The sequence below is a fragment of the Mastigocoleus sp. MO_188.B34 genome (genome assembly GCF_030065675.1).
GTDB lineage: Bacteria > Cyanobacteriota > Cyanobacteriia > Cyanobacteriales > Nostocaceae > Mastigocoleus.
In genome coordinates, this window is the sequence record NZ_JASJDK010000018.1 from 23064 (window position 1) to 44069 (window position 21006).

Genomic DNA, 21006 nt, shown 5'->3' on the forward strand with positions numbered 1-21006 from the left:
TTACGGCAGTTACTGAGTTAGCTTGTGAACGTTGAGCCAGATAAAAACCAAATCCAGTTTAGGAATGTGGAGTCAGCGACTGCTGTCATCAATTTTTTTGGGCGGACAAGTATTTGTTCATCTTTTGAAGGGCAAAATACATCGACGTAACACTTTAGAACAAATGGCTGCGGTGGGACCAGATTCCCTATTCATAGCTTTGTTGACCGCTGTATTTGTCGGTGCTGTGTTTACCGTTCAAGTCGCACGGGAGTTTATCGCTTTTGGTGCAGGGAACATCGTCGGTGGAGTTTTATCAGTCGCATTGACGCGGGAACTTTCCCCTGTACTCACAGCAGTGATATTAGCCGGAAGAGTTGGTTCAGCATTTGCGGCGGAAATTGGCACTATGCGGGTAACCGAACAAATAGATGCTTTACTAATTCTCAAAACCGATCCGGTGGATTATCTGGTAATTCCCCGAGTTCTTGCTTGTTGCTTAATGTTACCTATTTTGACCCTGTTATCTTTAGTGACAGGAATGACTGGGGGATTGATTATAGCGACCAATCTTTATAATCTATCAGACACTTCATTTTTAGATTCAGCACGTAATTTTCTTAGTTTTTGGGACATTATCAGCGCCATGGTGAAGGCATTTTGTTTTGGTACTTTTATTGCCGTTATTGGTTGTAATTGGGGCTTGACAACTACTGGTGGAGCGAAAGGTGTGGGAGAATCTACCACAACTGCAGTTGTAACTTCTTTGTTAGTGATTTTTATTAGTAACTTCTTCCTTACTTGGGTCATGTTCCAAGGTGCTGGAAGTGCTTTATTACAAGGATTTTAGTTTTACGACTGTATATGGCTTATCAGGCTATGTCATAGTATTTTCTTTGAAGGAAATAGTGATAAGGAAATGAGCTTATTACCCTTCACTGCCAATGAAGGAAAAAATGTTCGGTAAATCAGACTTGTCCATTTACTGGAATCAATGTACTGGAACCATGGATATTTACCTTTGGTGAAAATCTTCATCAAGCAAGAAAATAGGAAACAAAAATTTTCTGATTTCTAAAAAATTGTCCCAAATTTTCCTGATTTCTGTTCCAAATTTCCTAAATTTTTATGGCTAATCCAATATTACCTACGTGAATTATTTATGAGAAATGATTTTTTGGGAAAAGTAAAACTCCGGGGAAAGAAACAATTGCCTAGCAAATAAATTATTTCTTTCCAATCAAGAGGATTATCTACAAAAACTTTTTCTTTTCTTCCCACACTCTCCTTTGTCATTCAATTAGGTAAATTTCTACTCGGATAGGAAGAGTATTTGGGAAGCTTGCTCTTAAATTTTAAAATAAGAGAAATGTTACTTTAAGATTCAGGGTGGAAAACTGTGACCACTTCACCAAGTACAAATGCGCTGTCAACTGTCGAATTAAATCCTAATTATAGGATTCCTCTAGTATTAGTATTAATTGGTGCTCTACTAGTGATAGTACAACCCTTATTAGCAGGAATAATTGCACTTTTTGGTGTATTTTTGATGTTTCAAGCAGTTACTCTGCGTTTGCGATTTACTGCTACAGATTTAGATATTTACAGAGGAGAAAAATTAATCCGCCGTTTTCCATACAGTGAATGGCAACACTGGGAAATTTTTTGGTCACAAATTCCAATACTATTTTATTTCAAAGAAACCAAAAGTATTCACTTTTTACCAATTATATTTGACCCCAAAACTCTTAAAACCTGTTTGGAGCAGCACTACCCAAGAAATAAGAATTTGGGATAGTCTCCATGGCTGCATTGTCTGTCAATTTTTGTGAAAATAACTAAAATTTACTCAAATAGGGAAAAAGAATTGGATGAGCATTAGTAAATGCTGTTCTTTTTCTCTTTACATATAAACTGCTAGCAATTATAAACTGTAATTCATAGCATCAATAGTGACTGGGTTATTTATCAGACTATGTTACAAACAACAAATTACAGAGAAAGGAAAATTAATTATTAGAGGATGTAAAATTTATTATTTCTATGAATCAAGAAGAATTTGAAAATCAAAAATCAATTGAAGAAAGTTCAGAGGGACTTGAAGAGGAACCACAAGCAGAGTCAGTAAATCCTCAAGAAGATTCTATACCAAAAGCAAATACTGAGAATCTAATATCAAGCAATGCCCCAGAAGTAGCAGAAAACTCTTTTGCACTCAACGTCAAACCGCAAACTGTAAAATCCCAAGATGATACTTCGGTTTTGGAATCTGGGGATAAATCTCAAAAACTTGTCAATAATATTTCATTTATGTCTGTAGATTCAGAATCAACTAAAGTAAGCGAATTACAACGCCAAGAAAAAGCACTGCGGACGGAAATAGCAAATCTTCAAGCTACTCAACAAATACTTTCCCAACAGGTGCAGGAAACCCAAACCAAAATGGGACGAGTAGTACAGGAAGCCCTGGAAGAGCTGGAAAAACGCAAGCAAACTTTGCAAATTGCTGTAGAGAAATTAGAAAAACGTCAAGAACGCATTCATAAGGAAATGCGCAGTACATTTGCTGGTGCTTCCCAGGATTTAGCTATTCGAGTCCAAGGTTTCAAAGATTACTTAACCGGTAGTTTACAGGACTTGGCTGCGGCTGCTGAACAGTTAGAATTATCCCCTATTCGCGAACCAAAAGAAAAACCACAAGTTATTCAAAGTCGTCCCCGTGAGATAGAAGAACCTGAATCGGATACACCACAATTTACCCAACAGCGTTTTCAGGATACGACAAAAAAAATTCGTGGGTTCATCGATCAATACCGCACAAAACCAGATTACTACGGTCCGCCATGGCAATTACGTCGTACTTTTGAACCAGTTCACGCCGAACGCGCATCTAAATGGTTCTTCGAACAAGGTGGAAGGGGTGCATTACGTACCCTGGGTAGCAGATTACAAAATACTTTGGTGACCTCGGCGATTATTTCCATACTTTATCGGCTATATGGCGATCGCGTCCGTACTTTAATACTGGCTGATAGTCCAGAACGCTTGGGTGAATGGCGACGCGGTTTACAAGATTGTTTGGGGGTTGGTCGTCCTGACTTTGGTCCAGACCGAGGGGTTGCATTATTTGAAACCCCAGAAGCAGTTGCTCAAAAAGCAGAGCGTTTAGTCAAAGCTAGATTACTACCATTAATTGTCATTGATGATTCGGAGGAAGAAATCAGTCTTGGGTTGTTGGAATTTCCGTTGTGGTTAGCTTTTGCTCCTGACCCAAAAATGATGAGAAACTCCTACTATGACGATGATTTTTAAGCAGTAATGGAGATTAGAAACTGGATTTTCCCACTTTCTAGCTCCCAATTTCTGGCTACTAATTTCTAGTTCTCAATTTCTCACTCTCAATTCTCAATTCCTAAATACCAATTCCTAATTTTTCATTTCCTGTTTTTGACTCAAAATTATTTAGTTATGAATATTTGGTTAACTTTATGCTTCTGTGTATTAGTCGTAGCTTACTTATTAGGCTCGATTCCCACTGGCTACCTTACGGCTAAATTATTAAAAGGAATTGATATTCGAGAATTTGGTTCTGGTTCTACCGGTGCGACTAATGTCTTAAGAACTTTAGGTAAGGGACCAGGAGCATCCGTACTATTTATTGATAGTCTTAAAGGGGTAGTGGCTATTCTTATTGCTCACGAGTTATTTAATTTTGCTACTGCTCAAGATTTACTTCCAGAGACGATTAATGTAGATATTTGGCTGTCCTCAATGATTGCTTTAACTGCATTTTTTGCCATTTTAGGACACAGTAAATCAATATTTTTAGGTTTTAGTGGTGGTAAATCTGTTGCGACCAGTATTGGTATTTTATTCGCCATGAATTGGCAAGTTGCTTTAATTTGTGTTGGTGTATTTGGAATTGCGATCGCAATTTCTCGGTTTGTTTCTTTAAGTTCAATTTCTGGTGCTTTAGCTGCTCCTGTATCGATGGTAATTTTGAACCAACCTTTGCCTTATATTATTTTCGGTGTAATCGGTAGTTTATACGTCGTTTGGCGACATAAAAGTAATATTGGACGCTTAATTGCTGGAACTGAATCAAAATTAGGACAAAAGGTTGATGTGGATGTAGAACAAACTGTAAATCCAGCTAGTTAGATTGATTTGCTGTGGTAAATATCACATGTTTATCGCAAGACATAAGGTAAGTGACAAGATATTACTGACCTGCAACTAAATCAAACACAGTAATCTCAGGACGTGAACCAAAGCGAATATGCAAGCTGGTCATACCAATACCGCGATTGGTATAAACATTCATGTTACCTACCCGATTTAAACCTTCATAATATTTTTTGCTTAAAGTGGGGAGAACTGGAGGTTTAAAAAATGGTAAGCGTACTTGTCCTGCATGGGAATGTCCTGATAACTGCAAATCGAACTTACCCGTAGCAGCATTGATATCAGCAAAGTCTGGTTCGTGTACCAAAATTATTGCTGCACCTCCAGGTGGTAATTGTTTTAAAACTAAATCTAAACGTGCTGTACCCATTAGTACATCATCAATGCCAGCAATATTTAATATTGAGTTATCTCGCTTGATACTATAAACACGATTTCTCAGTTCAAGAATGTTATTTGCTCGTAATGCTTCCCTAATCCCTTGGGGATTTGCTAAATAATCGTGATTTCCCAATACTGCAACAGTTTTATCTTTGGATTTGAGAACCTTCAAGCTATTTTGAAAGTGGGGGATAAATTTTTGCTGATATTCCGTCACAAAATCACCAGTCATAGCAATTAGGTCTGGTTTTTGCTGATTCACCAAATGGAAAATACGCCGCAAACGTCTTTCAGTCATAAATTTATCAGTGTGCAAATCGCTAACTTGCACAATCCGATAGTTATTAAATTCTGAAGCTAAATGTGGAAGTTTTAGCTGCACTCGATGAATATCAATCCAGTTTGGCTCAATCGTTTTTGCGTATAATAAAATACAGCAAATCAATGAGAAGCATAACCCTAAAAATTGCTTAAGTGAAATTTGGAAGCTTCTGTGACCCAGTCTCATTACTCTCCAATTTAGCAATTTCCGTATTTTCAAGACTAAATTCCAATAAAGGTAACACCAAATTCTAGGTACTGATCAAGGATTTGTCACTCGACATTGATTACCTTATGAGAAAAAATAATTACCTGTTTTGGAAAAAACTTGCGATCGCAACATATGGATTTGCTGCTACTATTTTTAAATCATTAATTAACTTTGAAAATCGTTTGCACTAAAATTAATATGTCTCCACATTCCTTGTCACAGAGTTTTTGGCTGCAAATAGTTTTTGGCTAGTTTTTGGCTATAGATATTTAATGCTCAGATTAAGGACAAAGAACGAAGAGTTAACTATCCATATTAATTAATAAACCCAGATAAAATAAAAGTTTACAGGATTATAAGTCCGAGTTATGAGTCTTCCGATTGTTGCAATTATTGGACGCCCAAATGTGGGCAAATCGACCCTAGTTAATCGTTTAGCAGGACAAAAAGCTGCTATTGTACACGATCAACCAGGAGTAACTCGCGATCGCACCTATTTACCTTCCTATTGGGGCGATCGTGAATTTGTGGTTGTGGATACAGGTGGTTTGGTATTTAATGATGATACAGAATTTCTCCCCCTGATTCGTCAGCAGGCGATGACAGCTTTGACAGAAGCCAGTGCTGCAATTTTTGTTGTAGATGGTCGTACAGGTCCAATTGGTGCAGATGAAGAAATAGCTTCATGGTTGCGCCAACAAAAGGTTCCCGTATTATTAGCTGTAAATAAATGCGAATCCCCCGATCAAGGTTTAATTCAAGCAGCAGAATTTTGGAATTTGGGATTGGGTGAGCCTTATGCTATTTCCGCAATTCATGGTAATGGTACCGGCGATCTGCTAGATGAACTTATTAAGCATTTACCCACAGTAGAGGAACTACCGGAAGATAATGAGATAAAAGTTGCCATTGTCGGACGTCCGAATGTAGGTAAATCCAGTTTATTAAATGCTTTTGTCGGCGAAGAACGGGCAATCGTAAGTCCGATTTCCGGAACTACCCGCGATGCAATTGATACCTGTGTCGTCAGAGGAGAACAAACTTACCGACTGATTGATACAGCAGGAATTCGTAAAAAGAAACATATTGAATACGGTACGGAGTTTTTCAGTATCAATCGTGCTTTTAAAGCAATTCGCCGTTGTGATGTCGCGCTGATGGTAATAGACGCTGTTGATGGTGTTACCGAGCAAGACCAAAAATTAGCCGGAAGAATTATTGATGAAGGTCGGGCTTGTGTAATTGTTATTAACAAATGGGATGCAATCGAAAAAGATTCCTACACAATCTACGATTACCAAAAAATTCTTGAAGGAAGACTTCATTTTTCTGAATGGGCACCTACAATTTTTGTTAGTGCGTTGACTGGACAACGGGTAGGCAAAATATTAAATTTGGTAGACAGTGCAGCCCTGGAGCATAAACGTCGAATCAGTACTTCTGTCGTCAACGATGTTTTAGAAGAGGCTATTACTTGGCACTCACCACCAGTTAGTCGCGGAGGAAGACAAGGTAAAATTTATTATGGTACCCAGGTTAGTAGTCAACCGCCAACAATTGCACTATTTGTTAATGAAGCTAAGCGTTTTGGGGATAACTACCGCCGGTATATTGAAAGACAATTCCGCCAACAATTAGGATTTAAGGGTACCCCTATTCGTTTGCTGTGGAGAAGTAAAAAAGCTCGGGATGTTGAGACTAGTAATGTTAATAGAGCAGCCCGCGTTTAGTTTAAATGATTAATTAATATTAAATGGATTTACTGCGCTCCCTACCCATAGGTCTTTACTTAGAACAACCACATACTTGGTTACATAAACTCGACCCAAGAGTTAAGTTTGGTTGGTTGATGAGTTTTCTGACGACTTATATTTTTGCTAATAACCAGTGGCGTATACTACTGGTTGTTTTATTGATTTTGGCAACTCTAACAGCGGGAATTCCCCGCAGAGTATGGCGTCAGCAAATGGGCTGGTTATTAACAATTTGCTTTCTAGTTTTATTAATTGCTTCCATTACTCCTGACGCCTTGGGGGTAAAATATCAGCCACGTTTACCTACTGACCGACAAGAGTTATACCCCGAATCTAAGCCACAAAATCCAAACATTGTTGAAAACAAAGTATCCCCTTCCCCTGGAATAAGTCCAAATCCAACTTCAATTTCTAGTAATAGTGTGGACTACGAACAAAGTTACCATTATGTACTGTTAGAAATTGGACCTATATTTGGGCTTGGACCGATAAGAGTAACTCGTTATTCTTTTGATCTAGCTATACGTTTAAGTACTATTTTCTTTACCATTATATATGGAACTAATTTATACTTATTAACTACTGCAACAGAGGAAATTACAGCAGCTATTGAAAGTTTGAGCCGACCCCTACGAAAACTGAATATACCAGTTACAGAAATAACTCTAACTTTAACCTTATCTTTACGCTTTATTCCTTTAGTACTCGAAGAAATTCAAAATTTAGCTCGTTCTGTTGTCACTAGGGCAATTAATTGGCGTAAGTTGGGCTGGAAGGGTGCAGTCAAAGTGTGGCTGATGGTAATAGAAAAACTTTTAGATAACTTACTCATGCGTGCGGAACAAATGGCTGGAGCAATGGTCGCGAGAGGTTTTACTAGCCCCAACCAGCATCGAGTACAGTGGCACGAATTACGTTTAAAACCTTGGGATTGGGTAGCGCTAGTTGCTTTAATAATTTTCTGGGGAATACGTTTTCAAATCGGCGCTCAAGTCTGAGGAGTAAGAAGTAATGATTAAGAAGTAATGGGTAATGGGTAATGGGTAATTGGTGTTAGTGCAGCGTAGGATAAGCAATTGGGAATGGGTAAGAAGCAATGAGCAATATTTTTTTCTGTTTGCTTTAGAATCACTCAATTATTAATTTAATAAACCTGCATTGTTCTCCATCCCAAATGTCTATAAACCTGCAGAAAAACTCTATATGAGAGATATTACTGCTTAACCATTACTTCTTACTCATTACTTATTACTTCTTACTTATTACTTCTTACTTATTACTCATTACTTCTTACTTCTTACTTCTTACTCATCACTTTGGTAAGGGCTAATTTGTTCAATAAAATTATCTTCTGGAATATCTATATCTTCTGTTTCCACAATCCTCAAGTTAAAATTATGAGATTTGATTTCTAGTACTTCTTGCATATTTTGGAATTTTGTGTTTTCTAGATCTCTTTGCCGAAGATCTAGATGTCTAATACGGTTATACCTACTTTGGGAAGGAATGGGAGGGATAATGATCCGGCGATTGAGATCTATCTTTTCTCGTTCTCTCAAATTTGATCTGCAGCGAGACATAAAACCATTACTCATACTTGAAATTAAACTAAGGCTAATTGGTAACATAAATAAACCAATCGGTTTTAAGACATCTCCTCTATCAGCAATCTCAACTTTGCTCAAATCATTCATTTTAGGATTCAGCAAAGCAACAAAAGCTTCATCTGCATTTGAGTAACGATCTTGAGATACTGGTTCCACCATTTTTTCTAACCAACTGATGAAACGAGGGTTAAGATTTGGAAGTAGATATTTAACATTAACCCGATGATTATCGTCAATTAATTCACCAATAAAAGAAGATGGAGTTCTTGTCAGCAAGCAAATTAAGGTCATTCCCAAACTATAAAGATCAGAAGCTGTACTTAGAGGGCGACAAAACATTTGCTCTGGTGGCATAAATCCTAATGTACCCTTAACAATGCTATGTGAAGTCGAGCTTTGACCATCAATTTTTGCCAAACCAAAATCAACTAAATAAACATTGAGTTTATCGTCTACTAAAATGTTTTCTGGCTTTATATCTCGGTGAATAATTGGTGGAACGTGATGTTGTAAATAAATTAATATTTCTAATATTGAAATCGCAATTTGCCGGATTTCCTCAAGTTTGAAATATCGTGGCTGTGCTAGCGAAAGAGCATTTTTATATTCTTGTACTATACAAAAACCAGATTCAGTTTCAAAAGAGTCTATATATTTGGGAATACTAGGGTGATTTAACTGTTGAAGAAACTTAATTTCGCTCTCTAGGGCTTCATAATCTGACCAACTATTTCCGTCAACAGCAAACTGAAATTGCTTGATTGCAACAAACTGCTTTGTATTAATGTCAGTCGCTTGATAGGTAGCTCGTCCTCCATTCAGGTTATTTCCTAACTTGCGTTCAACAATATAACCCTGTTGGGAAAAGTCTGGAAAAAATCTACTATTACCCTCGAGATTGAAATATTCCATAGCTAGTTATCTAACTTGTTGTGTGTAGGATTGCGATTCAGGTATTTGTTGCTAAAGTCTTACTTTTTTCCGCGGATTGATAAACTCTGTCGGCTCGTGCTTCAAATCTTTTCCTTTGAATTGAGCCACTAACAGTAAAACTTCATCAAAATTAGTCTTAGTCTGGTTTTAATAATCTCTGATTCTCGTGTCATAAATTACCATATCAAAGGCAAATTGAAATTATTTAAAGCATTTACTAGTTTAGATCCCTTTTCAATTACTGTATATATTCTTAACTCCTAATTGATAGCTGTTAATGAATTTTCATGTTGCTTAACTTGCATAAAGTTATTGATTTTATAGTTGTAATTTCAAGTTTTCTTCATTTATTGTTTAGTATAAAAAATATTGTATCCTTCCAACTGATGAAGCAAACCATTTTCTGTTGTTTTAACTAATTTTAGGGGTAAATTTAATCTTGGTTTAGTAAATCATTTCTACTAATACCAGAAAATATGTGTTAGCAATTTATACTCTTGCTTAAGCTTCCTTAAGGTCGTAAATATTGCGAGAAAATGCTAATAAAAAAATAGAGTATATTTTATTATATAAAATTTAAATTATGTTTTATTATGTTAAGTATTGGCAATAAATATAAATAAACAAAGCCCATAATATGATTTTCTTTAGTTGTACTATTGGCAGTTATGAAAATTTATTACTGTTACTAAAACTGAAACATATTTAATCAAAACAATAAAAGCTTCACATTGTACCAAAACTTACTAATTTTATAAGTAAATTTTTATTCTTAAGTCTTAATAAAAATTACTGTGTTCTAAGTTATATGAATTGGAACATGTTCTATATCGGGCGATTGAACGCCAACTATACACAAGCCAAATTAAACCTTTCCCACTTTGTTAGCGCAAAAAAGATTTTTACTTTTTGCTAACGAAAAACTGAGAAAAGTAATATTTGTTTATATACCCAATCTGGGATAATTAGTTGTACGAAAAATAAAATGACAAAGCTTTGGTATTGGCGATCGCTTCCGCTTGAAAATCGCACTGGTAGTTATATTTTTGCGAGTTTGTTTTTTCCCGCCTCAAATTCACATTCAGATTTAAAGTCAGACTCAAATTTAAACTTAGCTCCAAATTCAAACCCACACTCTAATCTAAACTCCTGTATCGCAACTCTTTTGGAGAGTCCTTATCCTACCCCAAGCGAAAATCCTCAACTTGCACGGTATTCGATATGTGCGGGTATTCCGCGGATAATTGATGGGCATATGCAAGTTTGGACTCCAGAATTAGGGGAGATTTTGCCCTTCTTAGAAAATCTATTACGACAGACAGAAACCGAACCTCATAATTCTGCTAATTCTTCTTGTTTGTCTCCCCCCTCCCACTTACCATTCACTGGTGGTTGGCTTGGTTGGCTCGGGTATGACTTAGCCTGGGAAATTGAGAAACTACCAATGTCCAAAACAGATTCTTTACCTTTTCCTGTTGCATTTTGGTACGAACCTGAATGTTTTGCTGTTTTAGATCATCAAGAACAAGAACTGTGGCTAGCAGCTAGCAGCATAGATAAGCTTGATAAATTGGAAAAAAAGCTTAAGAATTACACGGGGGACGGAAGAGATGAAGGGAAGACAGAAGAAAAGAAAAAGGAAAAGAATAGCTCTTTTTCTTCACCATTCCCATATGAAGAAGTAGATACTTACCTGTCTACCTTTGCTAAGAGGTCACCATACCCCAATTCACCATACCCCAATCCCAAATCCCCCTTACCACATTTCTTCTGCTCCCAATCCGAATATGAAGCTGCTGTCAAGCAAGCTCAACAATATATTCGGGCTGGTGATATCTTTCAAGCTAATCTTTCACTGCGATTTGCAACATTAACTGCTGCATCTGGCTGGGAAATTTATCTTGCGTTGCAGAAAATTAATCCTTCTCCTTTTGCTAGCTATTGGCGAACACCTTGGGGGGAAATTGCTAGCTGTTCCCCGGAAAGGTTAGTCAAGCTATTTCCTAGAGGAGAAGCGGAAACTAGACCAATTGCTGGGACGCGATCGCGCGGGGAAACCCCCGAAAAAGATCGAATCCAAGCACGGGATCTAGTTAGTAACACAAAAGAGATAGCAGAACACATCATGCTTGTAGATCTGGAACGTAACGACCTTGGACGAGTTTGTAAATGGGGGAGTGTAGTAGTCGATGAATTTTTAAAAATAGAACGCTATAGTCACGTAATGCATCTTGTCAGCAACATCAAAGGTAGCTTAAAATCTGAAAGCAACGCGGTTGATTTGATTCGTGCCATGTTTCCTGGTGGTACAATTACCGGTTGCCCAAAGGTTCGCTGCATGTCCATCATTGAAGAATTAGAAACGGTTCGACGCAGTTTATTCTATGGTTCCTGCGGTTATCTGGATCGACGAGGTTATTTAGATTTAAATATTTTGATCCGCACTCTGCTCTTAGCCCCTTACGATAAAGTAAGAGATTTACAGCAGAAGGAAACAAAAAAAAAGCATAAATCAGACAAGTTGCTCAACTCTCCCCCAGTGTCTAGTTCCCAGTTAAAGACTTCAGATCCCCTTGATGCATCAGTCAATACATTCTACTATTGTGAAAGTTCTCCATGGGGAGTCTACGAGCATCAACCCTCTGAGCACCTACATTCAAAAATAAACGTTGTTTGGGGACAGGTTGGAGCAGGAATTGTGGCAGACAGTGATCCTCGTAGGGAATGGGATGAATCTCTGCATAAAGCACAAGCGCAGCTAGCAGCACTTAAGTTGCTCAACGATGGATCGTGAACTATTTTGAATTGCGCATCCATCATTAGGTTATTTATTGAAAAAAATGATTCGATTGGGAACTGATATTGTTTATATTCCACGTATTCAGGCGGCTGTTGAGCGCTTCGGCGATCGCTTTTTACAGCGTGTGTATACTCCCATTGAGCAGCAACATTGCGGTTACTATTCCCAAAATCTTGCAAATCCCTCTTTTGAAAGGCTAGCAGGACGTTGGGCTGCTAAAGAAGCTGTAGTTAAAGCCCTGGGAACCGGATGGCGTGGTGTCAGCTACACCGATGTGGAAATTGGCTGGGCTAAAAGTGGTAAGCCATCAGTTACTTTACACGATCGAGCAGCAGCAGTTGCTGCAACACTGAGAGAACAAAAATCAGCAAAGAATGATCTTTCTGTGCTGGATTTTCTCGATTTGGAAAAGCCGCCAACGAGTTCTTTGAGAACCATGGATTCCTCCAATTTCTGGCAACTAAGTTTAAGCCACGATCGCAATTATGCTATTGCAACTGCTATATTTGTCTACTTTTGAGGTTTTTCAACCTCCCAAATTTAGTGGTCTTCGAACACTGGACTATCAAAGCTTGGAAAGATATTCTAGCAAATTGAAGCCGCTATTGTCTGCATCGAAAGCATTTAACTGTTTGCATCTTAATATCTACTCATACCTTCTGTATTAAATGAACCCAGAAAACTCAGAAACATACATAAATCATCCAACTTGGGGTTTGCTCTATAGGATCTGTATGGTAGATGATAACCAAGAGCTATTTACTACACTGTACGCTCAAAGACTCTTTTTTCTAGTAACAAACGACACTAAAGGCTTGAAATTTAAGCCCATAGGTCGTACAGAAGCAAGAATGTTATTGGAAAATAGATTACGAAGTCTGCGACGTGCAGGACACCCCCGAGAGTACGATAGCTTGCACAGTATTTTCCAACGTACGTTCCAATGAGCAGTTCGATTAGCGAACGAGTAGCTATAATTCGCTCTACACTTCCTCAAGGTGTGAAGTTAATTGCTGTAACCAAAAAAGTTCCTAGCGACAAAATCCGTCTCGCTTACGAGGCGGGTATTAGGGATTTTGCAGAAAGTCGCATTCAAGAAGCTATGGGGAAAAGAGCTGACTTGGAAGATTTATCCGATATTACTTGGCATTTTATCGGACATGTCCAAAGCAATAAGGCGAAAAAAATTATCTCTAATTTTCAGTGGATTCACTCTCTCGATAGTTTAAAGCTTGCTCAACGACTAGATAGACTAGCATCAGAACTAGAAATAAATCCTTTAGTTTGTTTACAAGTTAAAATTCTTCCCGATCCGAATAAATCCGGCTGGAATATAGATGAACTAAGAGGTGATTTACCCGCCCTTGCTCTTTGCAAAAGATTACAATTTCAAGGTTTAATGACAATTCCGCCTCTGGGATTAAACGATCTTGAGATTTTAGATGTATTCAAAAGAACCAAGGAGTTAGCGACAGAAATTCGAGATCGGAACTGGCAAAATTTCAAGATGTCAGATTTATCGATGGGAATGTCTGGCGACTATAAGATAGCATTACAAGCTGATACAACAATGGTTCGACTTGGAACGATTTTGTTTGGAGAACGCCCTCTGTAAGCATTTAAGAGAGGACATTTTGGAAGAATATTTGCGGGGATCGCTGATTCATAGGGAAAGGCGAGCCCCGCATTTAGTCGTAAATATCAACAGATATTTTCGGTAAAAACCACATGTAAGCTGACAAAAGGATAATATTTTACTCGTAAAAAGCTGTAATCTCGTGGTTTAATAGATGACAAAAGTTTTGAAAATAACAAAAACTAATCCTTTTGAAATAAGGGGAACAAGCAACTTTTCTTACAGCACTAATTAGTATATAATCTTGTCTCAATTATTGCGTCTGCCTATAAGGTTAAAACGTTAACAAACGTCAAGAACCTCAATAAAAAGTAATTTATGTTACAAAAGGCGCTAAAATGCCATAGTTGTCTACTATATAGATTAAGTAAAATTTGAAACTATCATCTTTGCTTAGTAATCAGTAGATAGAACGTAGATAAAGATTTCGCACCCTGGAGTTGGAACTATGAATAATATATTTACCAGACTGAGAGATTTTGTAGGTCTAAATGAGCCTGTAGATTATTACTACGAAGAAGAAGAAATAGATCCAAGTGCTTACGAGAATATATACCGAGAGCAAAATCCTCCAAACCCCCAGCCTGCAACAGTAGAGGAAGCTCCAGCACAAAATCGACGTTGGCGTGAATCAGTGCCTACAATGAATAGTGATGTAGCAACAGCAACAGCTTCTAAAACTATGAGTAATGTTATTGGTATGCCAGGAGCACTAAACGGAATTTCTGAAGTATTAGTTATTGAACCACGGACTTTTGAAGAGATGCCCCAAGCAATTCAAGCTTTGCGGGAGCGGAAGTCAGTTGTATTAAATTTAACTATAATGGATCCAGACCAAGCGCAGCGAGCAGTAGATTTTGTTGCCGGTGGTACCTACGCATTAGATGGCCACCAAGAACGGATCGGAGAAAGTATATTTTTATTTACACCTAGTTGCGTACAAGTAAGTACCCAAGCAGGAGTACTTCATGAAGTACCTCAGCACCCACCTCGTCCTTCACGTCCAGCACCTTCAACAAATCAAGCTTGGGGTAATGATGCTGCTCGAATGGCACAATAGAAGTTCAAATTTTTAAGGTATCAGATTTGGATTTGTCAAAATTTGGATTTGTCAAAACTTTGGATTTGTCAAAACTTGAATTTGTCAAAATTTACCAGTGAAAATTGCTGTTAATGAAAATTTTTGAGACTAAAAATTGAAGATTTAAGATTTTAGATTTTGGATTAGATATCATAATTAGTCTAGAATCTAAAATCTGAAATCCAAGATTAACTTGAGGAAAATTGACTTGTCTGTCAAATTTGGCTTAATCGGTTGCGGGATAATGGGAGAAGCGCTATTATCCCGCCTTATTGTAAGCAATATCTATCAAGCTGAGGAAATTATTGTCAGCGAACCAGTGCTTAAGCGTTGCCAAGATTTGGAAAAGCAATATGGTGTCATAACTTGTAATAATAATCAGGAATTATTAAAAAAAGCCAAAGAAGTTGTTTTGTTGGCTGTTAAGCCCCAAGTATTCAGCGCCATATCTCAGGAGTTGTGGGAATTAGCAAGTCCCAACTGCTCTCCAACTATTATTTCTGTGATGGCGGGTATAAGATTGTCTCAGTTGGAACAAGCATTCCCTGGTTGCCCCGTGATAAGAGCAATGCCAAACACCCCAGCTACAGTGGGAGCAGGAATTACAGCGATCTGTCCCGGTTCTTATGCCGATACAAACTCTCTTAAAGTTGCACAGACACTTTTAAACGCCGTGGGCGAAGTTGTAGAAGTTCCTGAAAATTTGATGGATGCTGTTACTGGACTTTCTGGTAGTGGTCCAGCTTATGTTGCTCTGTTTGTAGAAGCTCTGACTGATGGAGGAGTTGCGGTTGGTTTACCAAGAGCAATCGCTTACAAACTTGCTTTGCAAACAGTTCTGGGTAGCGCTACATTATTAGCAGAAACTAAAATTCATCCAGCACAGCTAAAAGATAGGGTTACCAGTCCCGGTGGGACGACTATTGCTGGTGTAACTCATTTAGAGAATGCTGCTTTTCGTTCTGCTGCGATCGGAGCTGTTAAATCAGCGACGGAACGATCTAGAGAACTGGGAAATGGATAATAGGTAATGAAAAATGAAGAATGGAGAATGGGAAAATGAGCAAAAATATTTTCCAAAAAATATTAAGTAATATCTTTTCTGGTTGCGCGTGGTACTTGTAAAATAGCAGATTTGTAGTAAGACAAATTTGTCGTCAAGCAAGTAATGGAGCAGAAGCTTGAGAGTCTCTGGTTAGAAATTTTCACTGAAAAGCTTTCTGAAAAGTTTGATGGGCGAGTTTCTACATGAGAGTCTAATGGTGAAAATCTTGGATTTAAGTTCGAGGATTTAAGTTTGAGGGTTTAAATTTGAGGGTTTAAATTTGATAATTTTCACAACAAGCATTGAGATATACTTACATTCTTCATTTTTGAACGGTAAGATTTTATCCGTAATCACAGTTGTTGACAACATGGTGGTTAATATAGTAAACAGTCTGGTTGAAATTTTAATTGTGTGAATTATCCTGCCCTGTCTGGTGAAATCGACCTAAATTCGATATTTCCCTTTGAATTAGATGAATTTCAAAGGGAAGCGATCGCATCATTAAATGCTGGACATTCGGTGGTTGTCTGTGCACCTACGGGTTCTGGAAAAACTCTTGTGGGTGAGTATGCTATCTACCGCGCTCTGGCACATTCGAAGCGAGTATTTTATACTACACCTCTGAAAGCTCTATCAAATCAAAAGTTAAGAGATTTTCGAGAAGAATTTGGTTTTGATTCTGTTGGTTTGTTAACTGGGGATGCTTCTATCAATCGAGATGCACCTATTTTGGTTATGACCACAGAAATCTTCCGTAATATGCTCTATGGGACGCCAATTGGTCAAGTCGGTATATCTTTGGTGGATGTAGAAGCTGTGGTACTTGATGAGTGCCATTATATGAATGACCGACAGCGGGGAACCGTATGGGAAGAATCAATTATTTACTGTCCCCGCAACGTTCAATTGGTCGCACTTTCAGCAACGGTTGCAAATAGTGACGAACTGACCCACTGGTTAAATCAAGTTCACGGTCCAACGGATTTAATATATTCTGATTTTCGACCGGTACCGCTAGAATTTCATTTTGGCAACGTTAAAGGGGTTTTTCCTTTACTCAACGAGTCGAAAACTAAAATTAATCCCCGCTTGTCAAAAAGAGGTAAAAGAGGTCGGGGTGAACGAGGTCGGGGCGGTAGACCCGAAGCCCCAAGCATCAGCTATGTACTAAGTCAACTCAAAGCGCGGGATATGCTCCCGGCAATTTACTTTATTTTCAGTCGTCGGGGATGTGATAAAGCTGTAGCAGAAGTTGGCGATCTGTGGCTCGTCGATGCTGAAGAGTCTCAGATATTACGCCGACAAATTGATGACTTTTTAACCCGTAATCCAGAAGCCGGACGTGCGGGACAAATCGCTCCTTTGTACCGAGGAATTGCTGCTCACCATGCTGGGATTTTACCGGCTTGGAAAGTTTTGGTTGAAGAATTATTCCAACAGGGTTTAATTAAAGTTGTTTTTGCCACTGAAACTTTAGCAGCTGGAATCAATATGCCGGCGCGGACAACGGTTATTTCTACTTTGTCTAAGCGTACCGATACGGGACACAGATTGTTAAATGCTTCTGAATTCCTGCAAATGGCTGGTAGAGCCGGTCGCCGGGGAATGGATGAAAGGGGTCATGTTGTAACTCTGCAAACTCCTTTTGAAGGTGCGAAAGAAGCCGCTTATTTAGCTACTTCTAAGTCAGATCCCCTGGTTAGTCAATTTACGCCCAGTTATGGAATGGTTTTGAATCTGTTACAAACCCATTCTTTAGGAGAAGCAAAGGAACTGGTAGAACGTAGTTTTGGGCAATATTTTGCTAACATGCATCTTCGTCCCCAATACGAATATATAGCTGAAATGGAAAGGCAATTAGCCCATATCCAAGAACAAATTGCGATGGTGGGGGACGAGGAATTAGCAAAATATGAGAAATTACGTCAACGGCTACGAGTCGAGCAAAAGTTACTAAAAACTTTGCAAGAACAAGCACAGCAAACCCGACGAGAAGAAATAAAAATGATGTTGGGTTTTGCCGTAAGTGGCACACTTTTAAGTCTCAAAGGTAAGTATATTCTCGTATCTCGACCGATAACTGCAGTCCTAGTTGGTAAAACTCCTGGTTCTGGTCGCGCTCCTTACCTGATTTGTTTAGGACAGGATAATCGTTGGTATGTAGCGACCAATGCTGATGTGTTGGATTTGTATGGCGAGCTACCACGAATTGATTTAGCTCCGGACTTTTTACCACCAGCCCACATGCAAGCCGAACCAGGGCGTTCTATTGACGGTAATGAAGACTCTGCTAAAGTCGCCAGTCAAATCCCCGAACCCGATCCGGCTTTACATCAAGCCCCAGAAGTCAAGGAACAAATGGTTCGTCTTGCAGAAGTAAAAGAACAGATCGAAGCTCATCCCCTTTACCAAGCTGGGAATACAGGTAACTTGTATAAACAACGAGCCCGTGCTGTTGAACTGAAAGAAGAAATTGAAGAATTGCGATCGCAGTTAGAACAACAATCCCAACATCATTGGGAAGAGTTTGTTAACTTGATTGAAATTCTCCAACAGTTTAACTGTATAGAAAATTTAGTCCCAACCAATTTGGGACAAATGGCTGCAGCTATTCGGGGTGAGAATGAATTGTGGTTGGGTTTGGCGCTCCAAAGTGGCAAATTAGATGACATCGATCCCCAACACTTAGCAGCGATCGCAGCGGCTCTAGTGACTGAAAACCCTCGTCCTGACAGTTCAGTTAATTACAAAATCTCAGAGGAGGTTGATGAAGCTTGGTCGCAACTACAAAAAATTCGTCGCTCCGTATTAAAAGTGCAATATCGCCATGGTGTGGCGCTACCAGTTGGCTTAGAAAATCGTTATATCAACTTAATTTCCATTGTTGAACAGTGGGCTTTGGGAATTGAGTGGACGGAACTATGTGACAATACGAGCTTGGATGAAGGTGATATTGTCAGGATTTTACGTCGGTCTTTAGATTTGTTGTCACAAATTCCCCATGTACCCCATATATCGGATAAGTTGCGGAGTAACGCTTATCGTGCAATGCAGTTAATTGATAGATTCCCAGTTAATGAAATTGTGGAATAGTTATCTACTTAGATAATTACCCCACGGGAATGGTTAATGGGTAATTAGTCAAATTTTTGTGTGGATTATGGCTTGATAATATAAATTCTCCTTCTTGGAAAATAGTTCTTAGAAGGAGAAAGTATTTTTGGGGTATTTTTTAGTATTTTGTAAAGATATTTATAAATAAATAGCGCGATCGCAATTACACATATAACTTAATGATTTATGCCGGTTATCGACACCCTTTATATTATAAGTATTCAATTTAATTCACGTGTTTACGTGAATTAGAAATATAAAAAATCAGGAATTTTCAAAATGTCATACAGCACAAAAGATAAATCAACACCCAATCTAGAACCGCTAAAAACACCCACGTTTGAAAGTACAGAGGACGAACGCATTCACCGCAAACAAAGATTAGCAGTTGCATTTCGCTTATTTGCTCATTACGGTTTTGATGAAGGTATTGCTGGACACATTACAGCTAGAGATCCTGAATATACCGATTGTTTTTGGGTTAACCCACTGGGAATGTACTTTGGTCAAATTCGAGCTTCAGATCTACTACTTGTCAATCATAAGGGCGAGGTTGTAAAAGGAAACAAACCTGTAAATACAGCAGCTTTCGTGATTCATTCCCAAATCCACCAAGCTCGACCAGATGTTAATGCGGCTGCTCACGCTCATTCGCTGTATGGGAAAACTTGGTCAACCCTTGGGCGTTTGCTTGACCCTTTAACCCAAGATGCTTGCGCTTTTTATGAAGACCATGCTTTGTTTGATGACTACACTGGAGTGGTCTTAAAAACGGAGGAAGGCGAACGTATTGGTAATACCCTTGGAGAAAAAAAAGCAATAATACTACGCAATCACGGTTTACTAACTGTTGGTCATTCAGTAGACGAAGCTGCATGGTGGTTTATAACAATGGATCGTTCCTGTCATACCCAACTCATGGCTGAAGCCTCAGGAAAACCAATAGTTATCGATGCAGAAACAGCTCGTTTGACTCATAGCCAAGTTGGCTCTCATTTCATCGGATGGTTTAGCTTTCAATCCTTATATGACATGATTGTGTCTCAAGAACCAGAGGTGCTTGATTAGCATTGTTCTTGTTTCAAGTGATTGTCATGCATGCTAGCAAAACTCTTGTGGATGATAAATGCCGCGTGTAAATACAGTTATTGTCTTAGTCTGTTTTGCACTTAAAACATCTAAAGTGCTTGATTAACTTTGAAAAAACAACATACTGATTAAAAAAATTAGTGCGTCAGACCGTCGGTCATAACGCACGCTAAAAATACCTAATTTTTTATGTGTCTTTTTGACACTATTTTTATTACCAAAGACTTTATCGCTTGGGTTTAATACCAACGAAAATCAAATCCTATAATTAAAGATACTAGAATTTAAACTTTAGAATATAACCGGTTCTTGACCGCGCATAGCTCTTAAAGCGTTGAGACAAGAAGGACAGTCACAACCAAATAATGCGATCGCGCTATCACTTTCTTCATCCGTGAATTTAATCTCTATAATATCATCAGTTACGGATTTTACTGGGTCGGCTTTTGCTACAGTGATGGGACGCTTAACTTTTGGTACTTGAGAAACTCGAGTACAAATCAATTTATACCCGCCATGGGGATTCATGACACAGCTTTTATCCCCTTGAGTTTGAACTTGTGTCTCAGCTGCCGAAACGGGATTAACTAGTGCTACTAAGGAAATAAAAGAAGCGAAGATGGTCGGGCTGGAAAGTAAAGTAAGTATAAATTTTTTGTTCATTACTTTTCTTATAACAGATAGCTGAACGCCAAGACTATCCGATAAACTATATACTGGTCAAGTGAAAGTTTATCCGGAATATTGACTAGATTATTTAATAAACTCAAAGGAGGTATAATTACCTATTTTTACTCTTTCAAGTAAAATTTATATACTTTAGTCACATATTGACTAATCTGAAGTTAATAAGTTCCCCTGAGCAAA

17 protein-coding genes are annotated in these 21006 nt (G+C 38.3%); 14 read left to right on the forward strand and 3 right to left on the reverse strand.

Annotation, left to right across the window (positions count from 1 at the left end; genetic code table 11):
• Positions 1 to 31: 31 nt before the first annotated feature.
• The 4 genes from QNJ50_RS07000 to plsY all read left to right on the forward strand — a co-directional run bounded on the left by QNJ50_RS07000 (position 32) and on the right by plsY (position 4140).
• Complete coding sequence (locus QNJ50_RS07000; RefSeq protein WP_027845410.1) at positions 32 to 829, forward strand: MlaE family lipid ABC transporter permease subunit; 798 nt, start codon at positions 32 to 34, stop codon at positions 827 to 829.
• Between the two features lie 549 nt (positions 830 to 1378).
• Positions 1379 to 1777, forward strand: coding sequence for a DUF3119 family protein (locus QNJ50_RS07005; RefSeq protein ID WP_300633540.1), 399 nt, complete (start codon positions 1379 to 1381; stop codon positions 1775 to 1777).
• A gap of 245 nt (positions 1778 to 2022) precedes the next feature.
• Entirely contained in the window at positions 2023 to 3291 is a 1269-nt protein-coding gene (locus QNJ50_RS07010) for a DUF3086 domain-containing protein (RefSeq protein ID WP_300633542.1), read from the forward strand.
• 156 nt (positions 3292 to 3447) lie between these two features.
• The gene (plsY, locus tag QNJ50_RS07015) at positions 3448 to 4140 is read left to right on the forward strand and encodes a glycerol-3-phosphate 1-O-acyltransferase PlsY (protein ID WP_300633544.1); all 693 of its coding nucleotides are present in this window, start codon (positions 3448 to 3450) and stop codon (positions 4138 to 4140) included.
• A 61-nt stretch (positions 4141 to 4201) separates the two neighbouring features.
• Here plsY and QNJ50_RS07020 read toward each other — a convergent pair whose 3' ends face one another.
• Complete coding sequence (locus QNJ50_RS07020; protein ID WP_300633546.1) at positions 4202 to 4927, reverse strand: metallophosphoesterase; 726 nt, start codon at positions 4925 to 4927, stop codon at positions 4202 to 4204.
• A 518-nt stretch (positions 4928 to 5445) separates the two neighbouring features.
• Between QNJ50_RS07020 and der the strand changes: the two genes are divergently transcribed.
• Together der and QNJ50_RS07030 are read left to right on the forward strand one after the other, a co-directional pair.
• Positions 5446 to 6807 carry a ribosome biogenesis GTPase Der gene (gene der, locus QNJ50_RS07025; RefSeq protein ID WP_300633548.1) on the forward strand — a complete coding sequence of 454 codons (1362 nt, stop codon included), beginning with the start codon at positions 5446 to 5448 and terminating at the stop codon, positions 6805 to 6807.
• Between the two features lie 23 nt (positions 6808 to 6830).
• Positions 6831 to 7829 carry an energy-coupling factor transporter transmembrane protein EcfT gene (locus tag QNJ50_RS07030; protein ID WP_300633550.1) on the forward strand — a complete coding sequence of 333 codons (999 nt, stop codon included), beginning with the start codon at positions 6831 to 6833 and terminating at the stop codon, positions 7827 to 7829.
• Positions 7830 to 8135: 306 nt separating this feature from the next.
• On the opposite strand, the gene QNJ50_RS07035 is transcribed toward QNJ50_RS07030, so the two are convergent.
• Positions 8136 to 9350, reverse strand: a complete 1215-nt coding sequence (locus QNJ50_RS07035) for a serine/threonine-protein kinase (RefSeq protein WP_300633551.1) — start codon at positions 9348 to 9350, stop codon at positions 8136 to 8138.
• A gap of 1006 nt (positions 9351 to 10356) precedes the next feature.
• On the opposite strand from QNJ50_RS07035, the gene QNJ50_RS07040 reads away from it, so the two are divergent.
• From QNJ50_RS07040 to QNJ50_RS07075, 8 genes are all read left to right on the forward strand, one after another.
• Complete coding sequence (locus QNJ50_RS07040; RefSeq protein WP_300633552.1) at positions 10357 to 12165, forward strand: chorismate-binding protein; 1809 nt, start codon at positions 10357 to 10359, stop codon at positions 12163 to 12165.
• 46 nt (positions 12166 to 12211) lie between these two features.
• Positions 12212 to 12691, forward strand: coding sequence for a holo-ACP synthase (gene acpS, locus QNJ50_RS07045; protein ID WP_300633554.1), 480 nt, complete (start codon positions 12212 to 12214; stop codon positions 12689 to 12691).
• A gap of 148 nt (positions 12692 to 12839) precedes the next feature.
• Positions 12840 to 13118, forward strand: coding sequence for a transcriptional coactivator PipX (gene pipX, locus QNJ50_RS07050; protein WP_300633556.1), 279 nt, complete (start codon positions 12840 to 12842; stop codon positions 13116 to 13118).
• Positions 13115 to 13786 carry a YggS family pyridoxal phosphate-dependent enzyme gene (locus QNJ50_RS07055; protein WP_300633558.1) on the forward strand — a complete coding sequence of 224 codons (672 nt, stop codon included), beginning with the start codon at positions 13115 to 13117 and terminating at the stop codon, positions 13784 to 13786. Before pipX ends, QNJ50_RS07055 begins: the two co-directional genes overlap by 4 nt.
• Positions 13787 to 14255: 469 nt before the next feature.
• Positions 14256 to 14867, forward strand: coding sequence for a cell division protein SepF (locus QNJ50_RS07060; RefSeq protein ID WP_300633560.1), 612 nt, complete (start codon positions 14256 to 14258; stop codon positions 14865 to 14867).
• Positions 14868 to 15096: 229 nt separating this feature from the next.
• Positions 15097 to 15912 carry a pyrroline-5-carboxylate reductase gene (proC, locus tag QNJ50_RS07065; protein ID WP_300633562.1) on the forward strand — a complete coding sequence of 272 codons (816 nt, stop codon included), beginning with the start codon at positions 15097 to 15099 and terminating at the stop codon, positions 15910 to 15912.
• Between the two features lie 435 nt (positions 15913 to 16347).
• Positions 16348 to 19029 (forward strand): RNA helicase, encoded by a 2682-nt coding sequence (locus tag QNJ50_RS07070; RefSeq protein WP_300633564.1) that lies wholly within the window; start codon positions 16348 to 16350, stop codon positions 19027 to 19029.
• Positions 19030 to 19329: 300 nt separating this feature from the next.
• On the forward strand, positions 19330 to 20118 hold the full coding sequence (locus QNJ50_RS07075; RefSeq protein WP_300633566.1) for a class II aldolase/adducin family protein: 789 nt from the start codon (positions 19330 to 19332) through the stop codon (positions 20116 to 20118).
• Between the two features lie 312 nt (positions 20119 to 20430).
• Here the strand turns inward: QNJ50_RS07075 and QNJ50_RS07080 are convergent, their stop codons facing one another.
• Positions 20431 to 20802 (reverse strand): hypothetical protein, encoded by a 372-nt coding sequence (locus tag QNJ50_RS07080; RefSeq protein ID WP_300633568.1) that lies wholly within the window; start codon positions 20800 to 20802, stop codon positions 20431 to 20433.
• Positions 20803 to 21006 lie beyond the last annotated feature (204 nt).

Coding starts and splice junctions, on each gene's coding strand:
- plsY (WP_300633544.1), top strand. CDS start 3,448: ATGAATATTTGGTTAACTTTATGCTTCTGTGTATTAGTCGTAGCTTAC.
- QNJ50_RS07055 (WP_300633558.1), top strand. CDS start 13,115: ATGAGCAGTTCGATTAGCGAACGAGTAGCTATAATTCGCTCTACACTT.
- QNJ50_RS07080 (WP_300633568.1), bottom strand. CDS start 20,802: ATGAACAAAAAATTTATACTTACTTTACTTTCCAGCCCGACCATCTTC.
- QNJ50_RS07035 (WP_300633551.1), bottom strand. CDS start 9,350: ATGGAATATTTCAATCTCGAGGGTAATAGTAGATTTTTTCCAGACTTT.
- der (WP_300633548.1), top strand. CDS start 5,446: ATGAGTCTTCCGATTGTTGCAATTATTGGACGCCCAAATGTGGGCAAA.
- QNJ50_RS07010 (WP_300633542.1), top strand. CDS start 2,023: ATGAATCAAGAAGAATTTGAAAATCAAAAATCAATTGAAGAAAGTTCA.
- QNJ50_RS07060 (WP_300633560.1), top strand. CDS start 14,256: ATGAATAATATATTTACCAGACTGAGAGATTTTGTAGGTCTAAATGAG.
- QNJ50_RS07040 (WP_300633552.1), top strand. CDS start 10,357: ATGACAAAGCTTTGGTATTGGCGATCGCTTCCGCTTGAAAATCGCACT.
- pipX (WP_300633556.1), top strand. CDS start 12,840: ATGAACCCAGAAAACTCAGAAACATACATAAATCATCCAACTTGGGGT.
- acpS (WP_300633554.1), top strand. CDS start 12,212: ATGATTCGATTGGGAACTGATATTGTTTATATTCCACGTATTCAGGCG.
- QNJ50_RS07030 (WP_300633550.1), top strand. CDS start 6,831: ATGGATTTACTGCGCTCCCTACCCATAGGTCTTTACTTAGAACAACCA.
- QNJ50_RS07075 (WP_300633566.1), top strand. CDS start 19,330: ATGTCATACAGCACAAAAGATAAATCAACACCCAATCTAGAACCGCTA.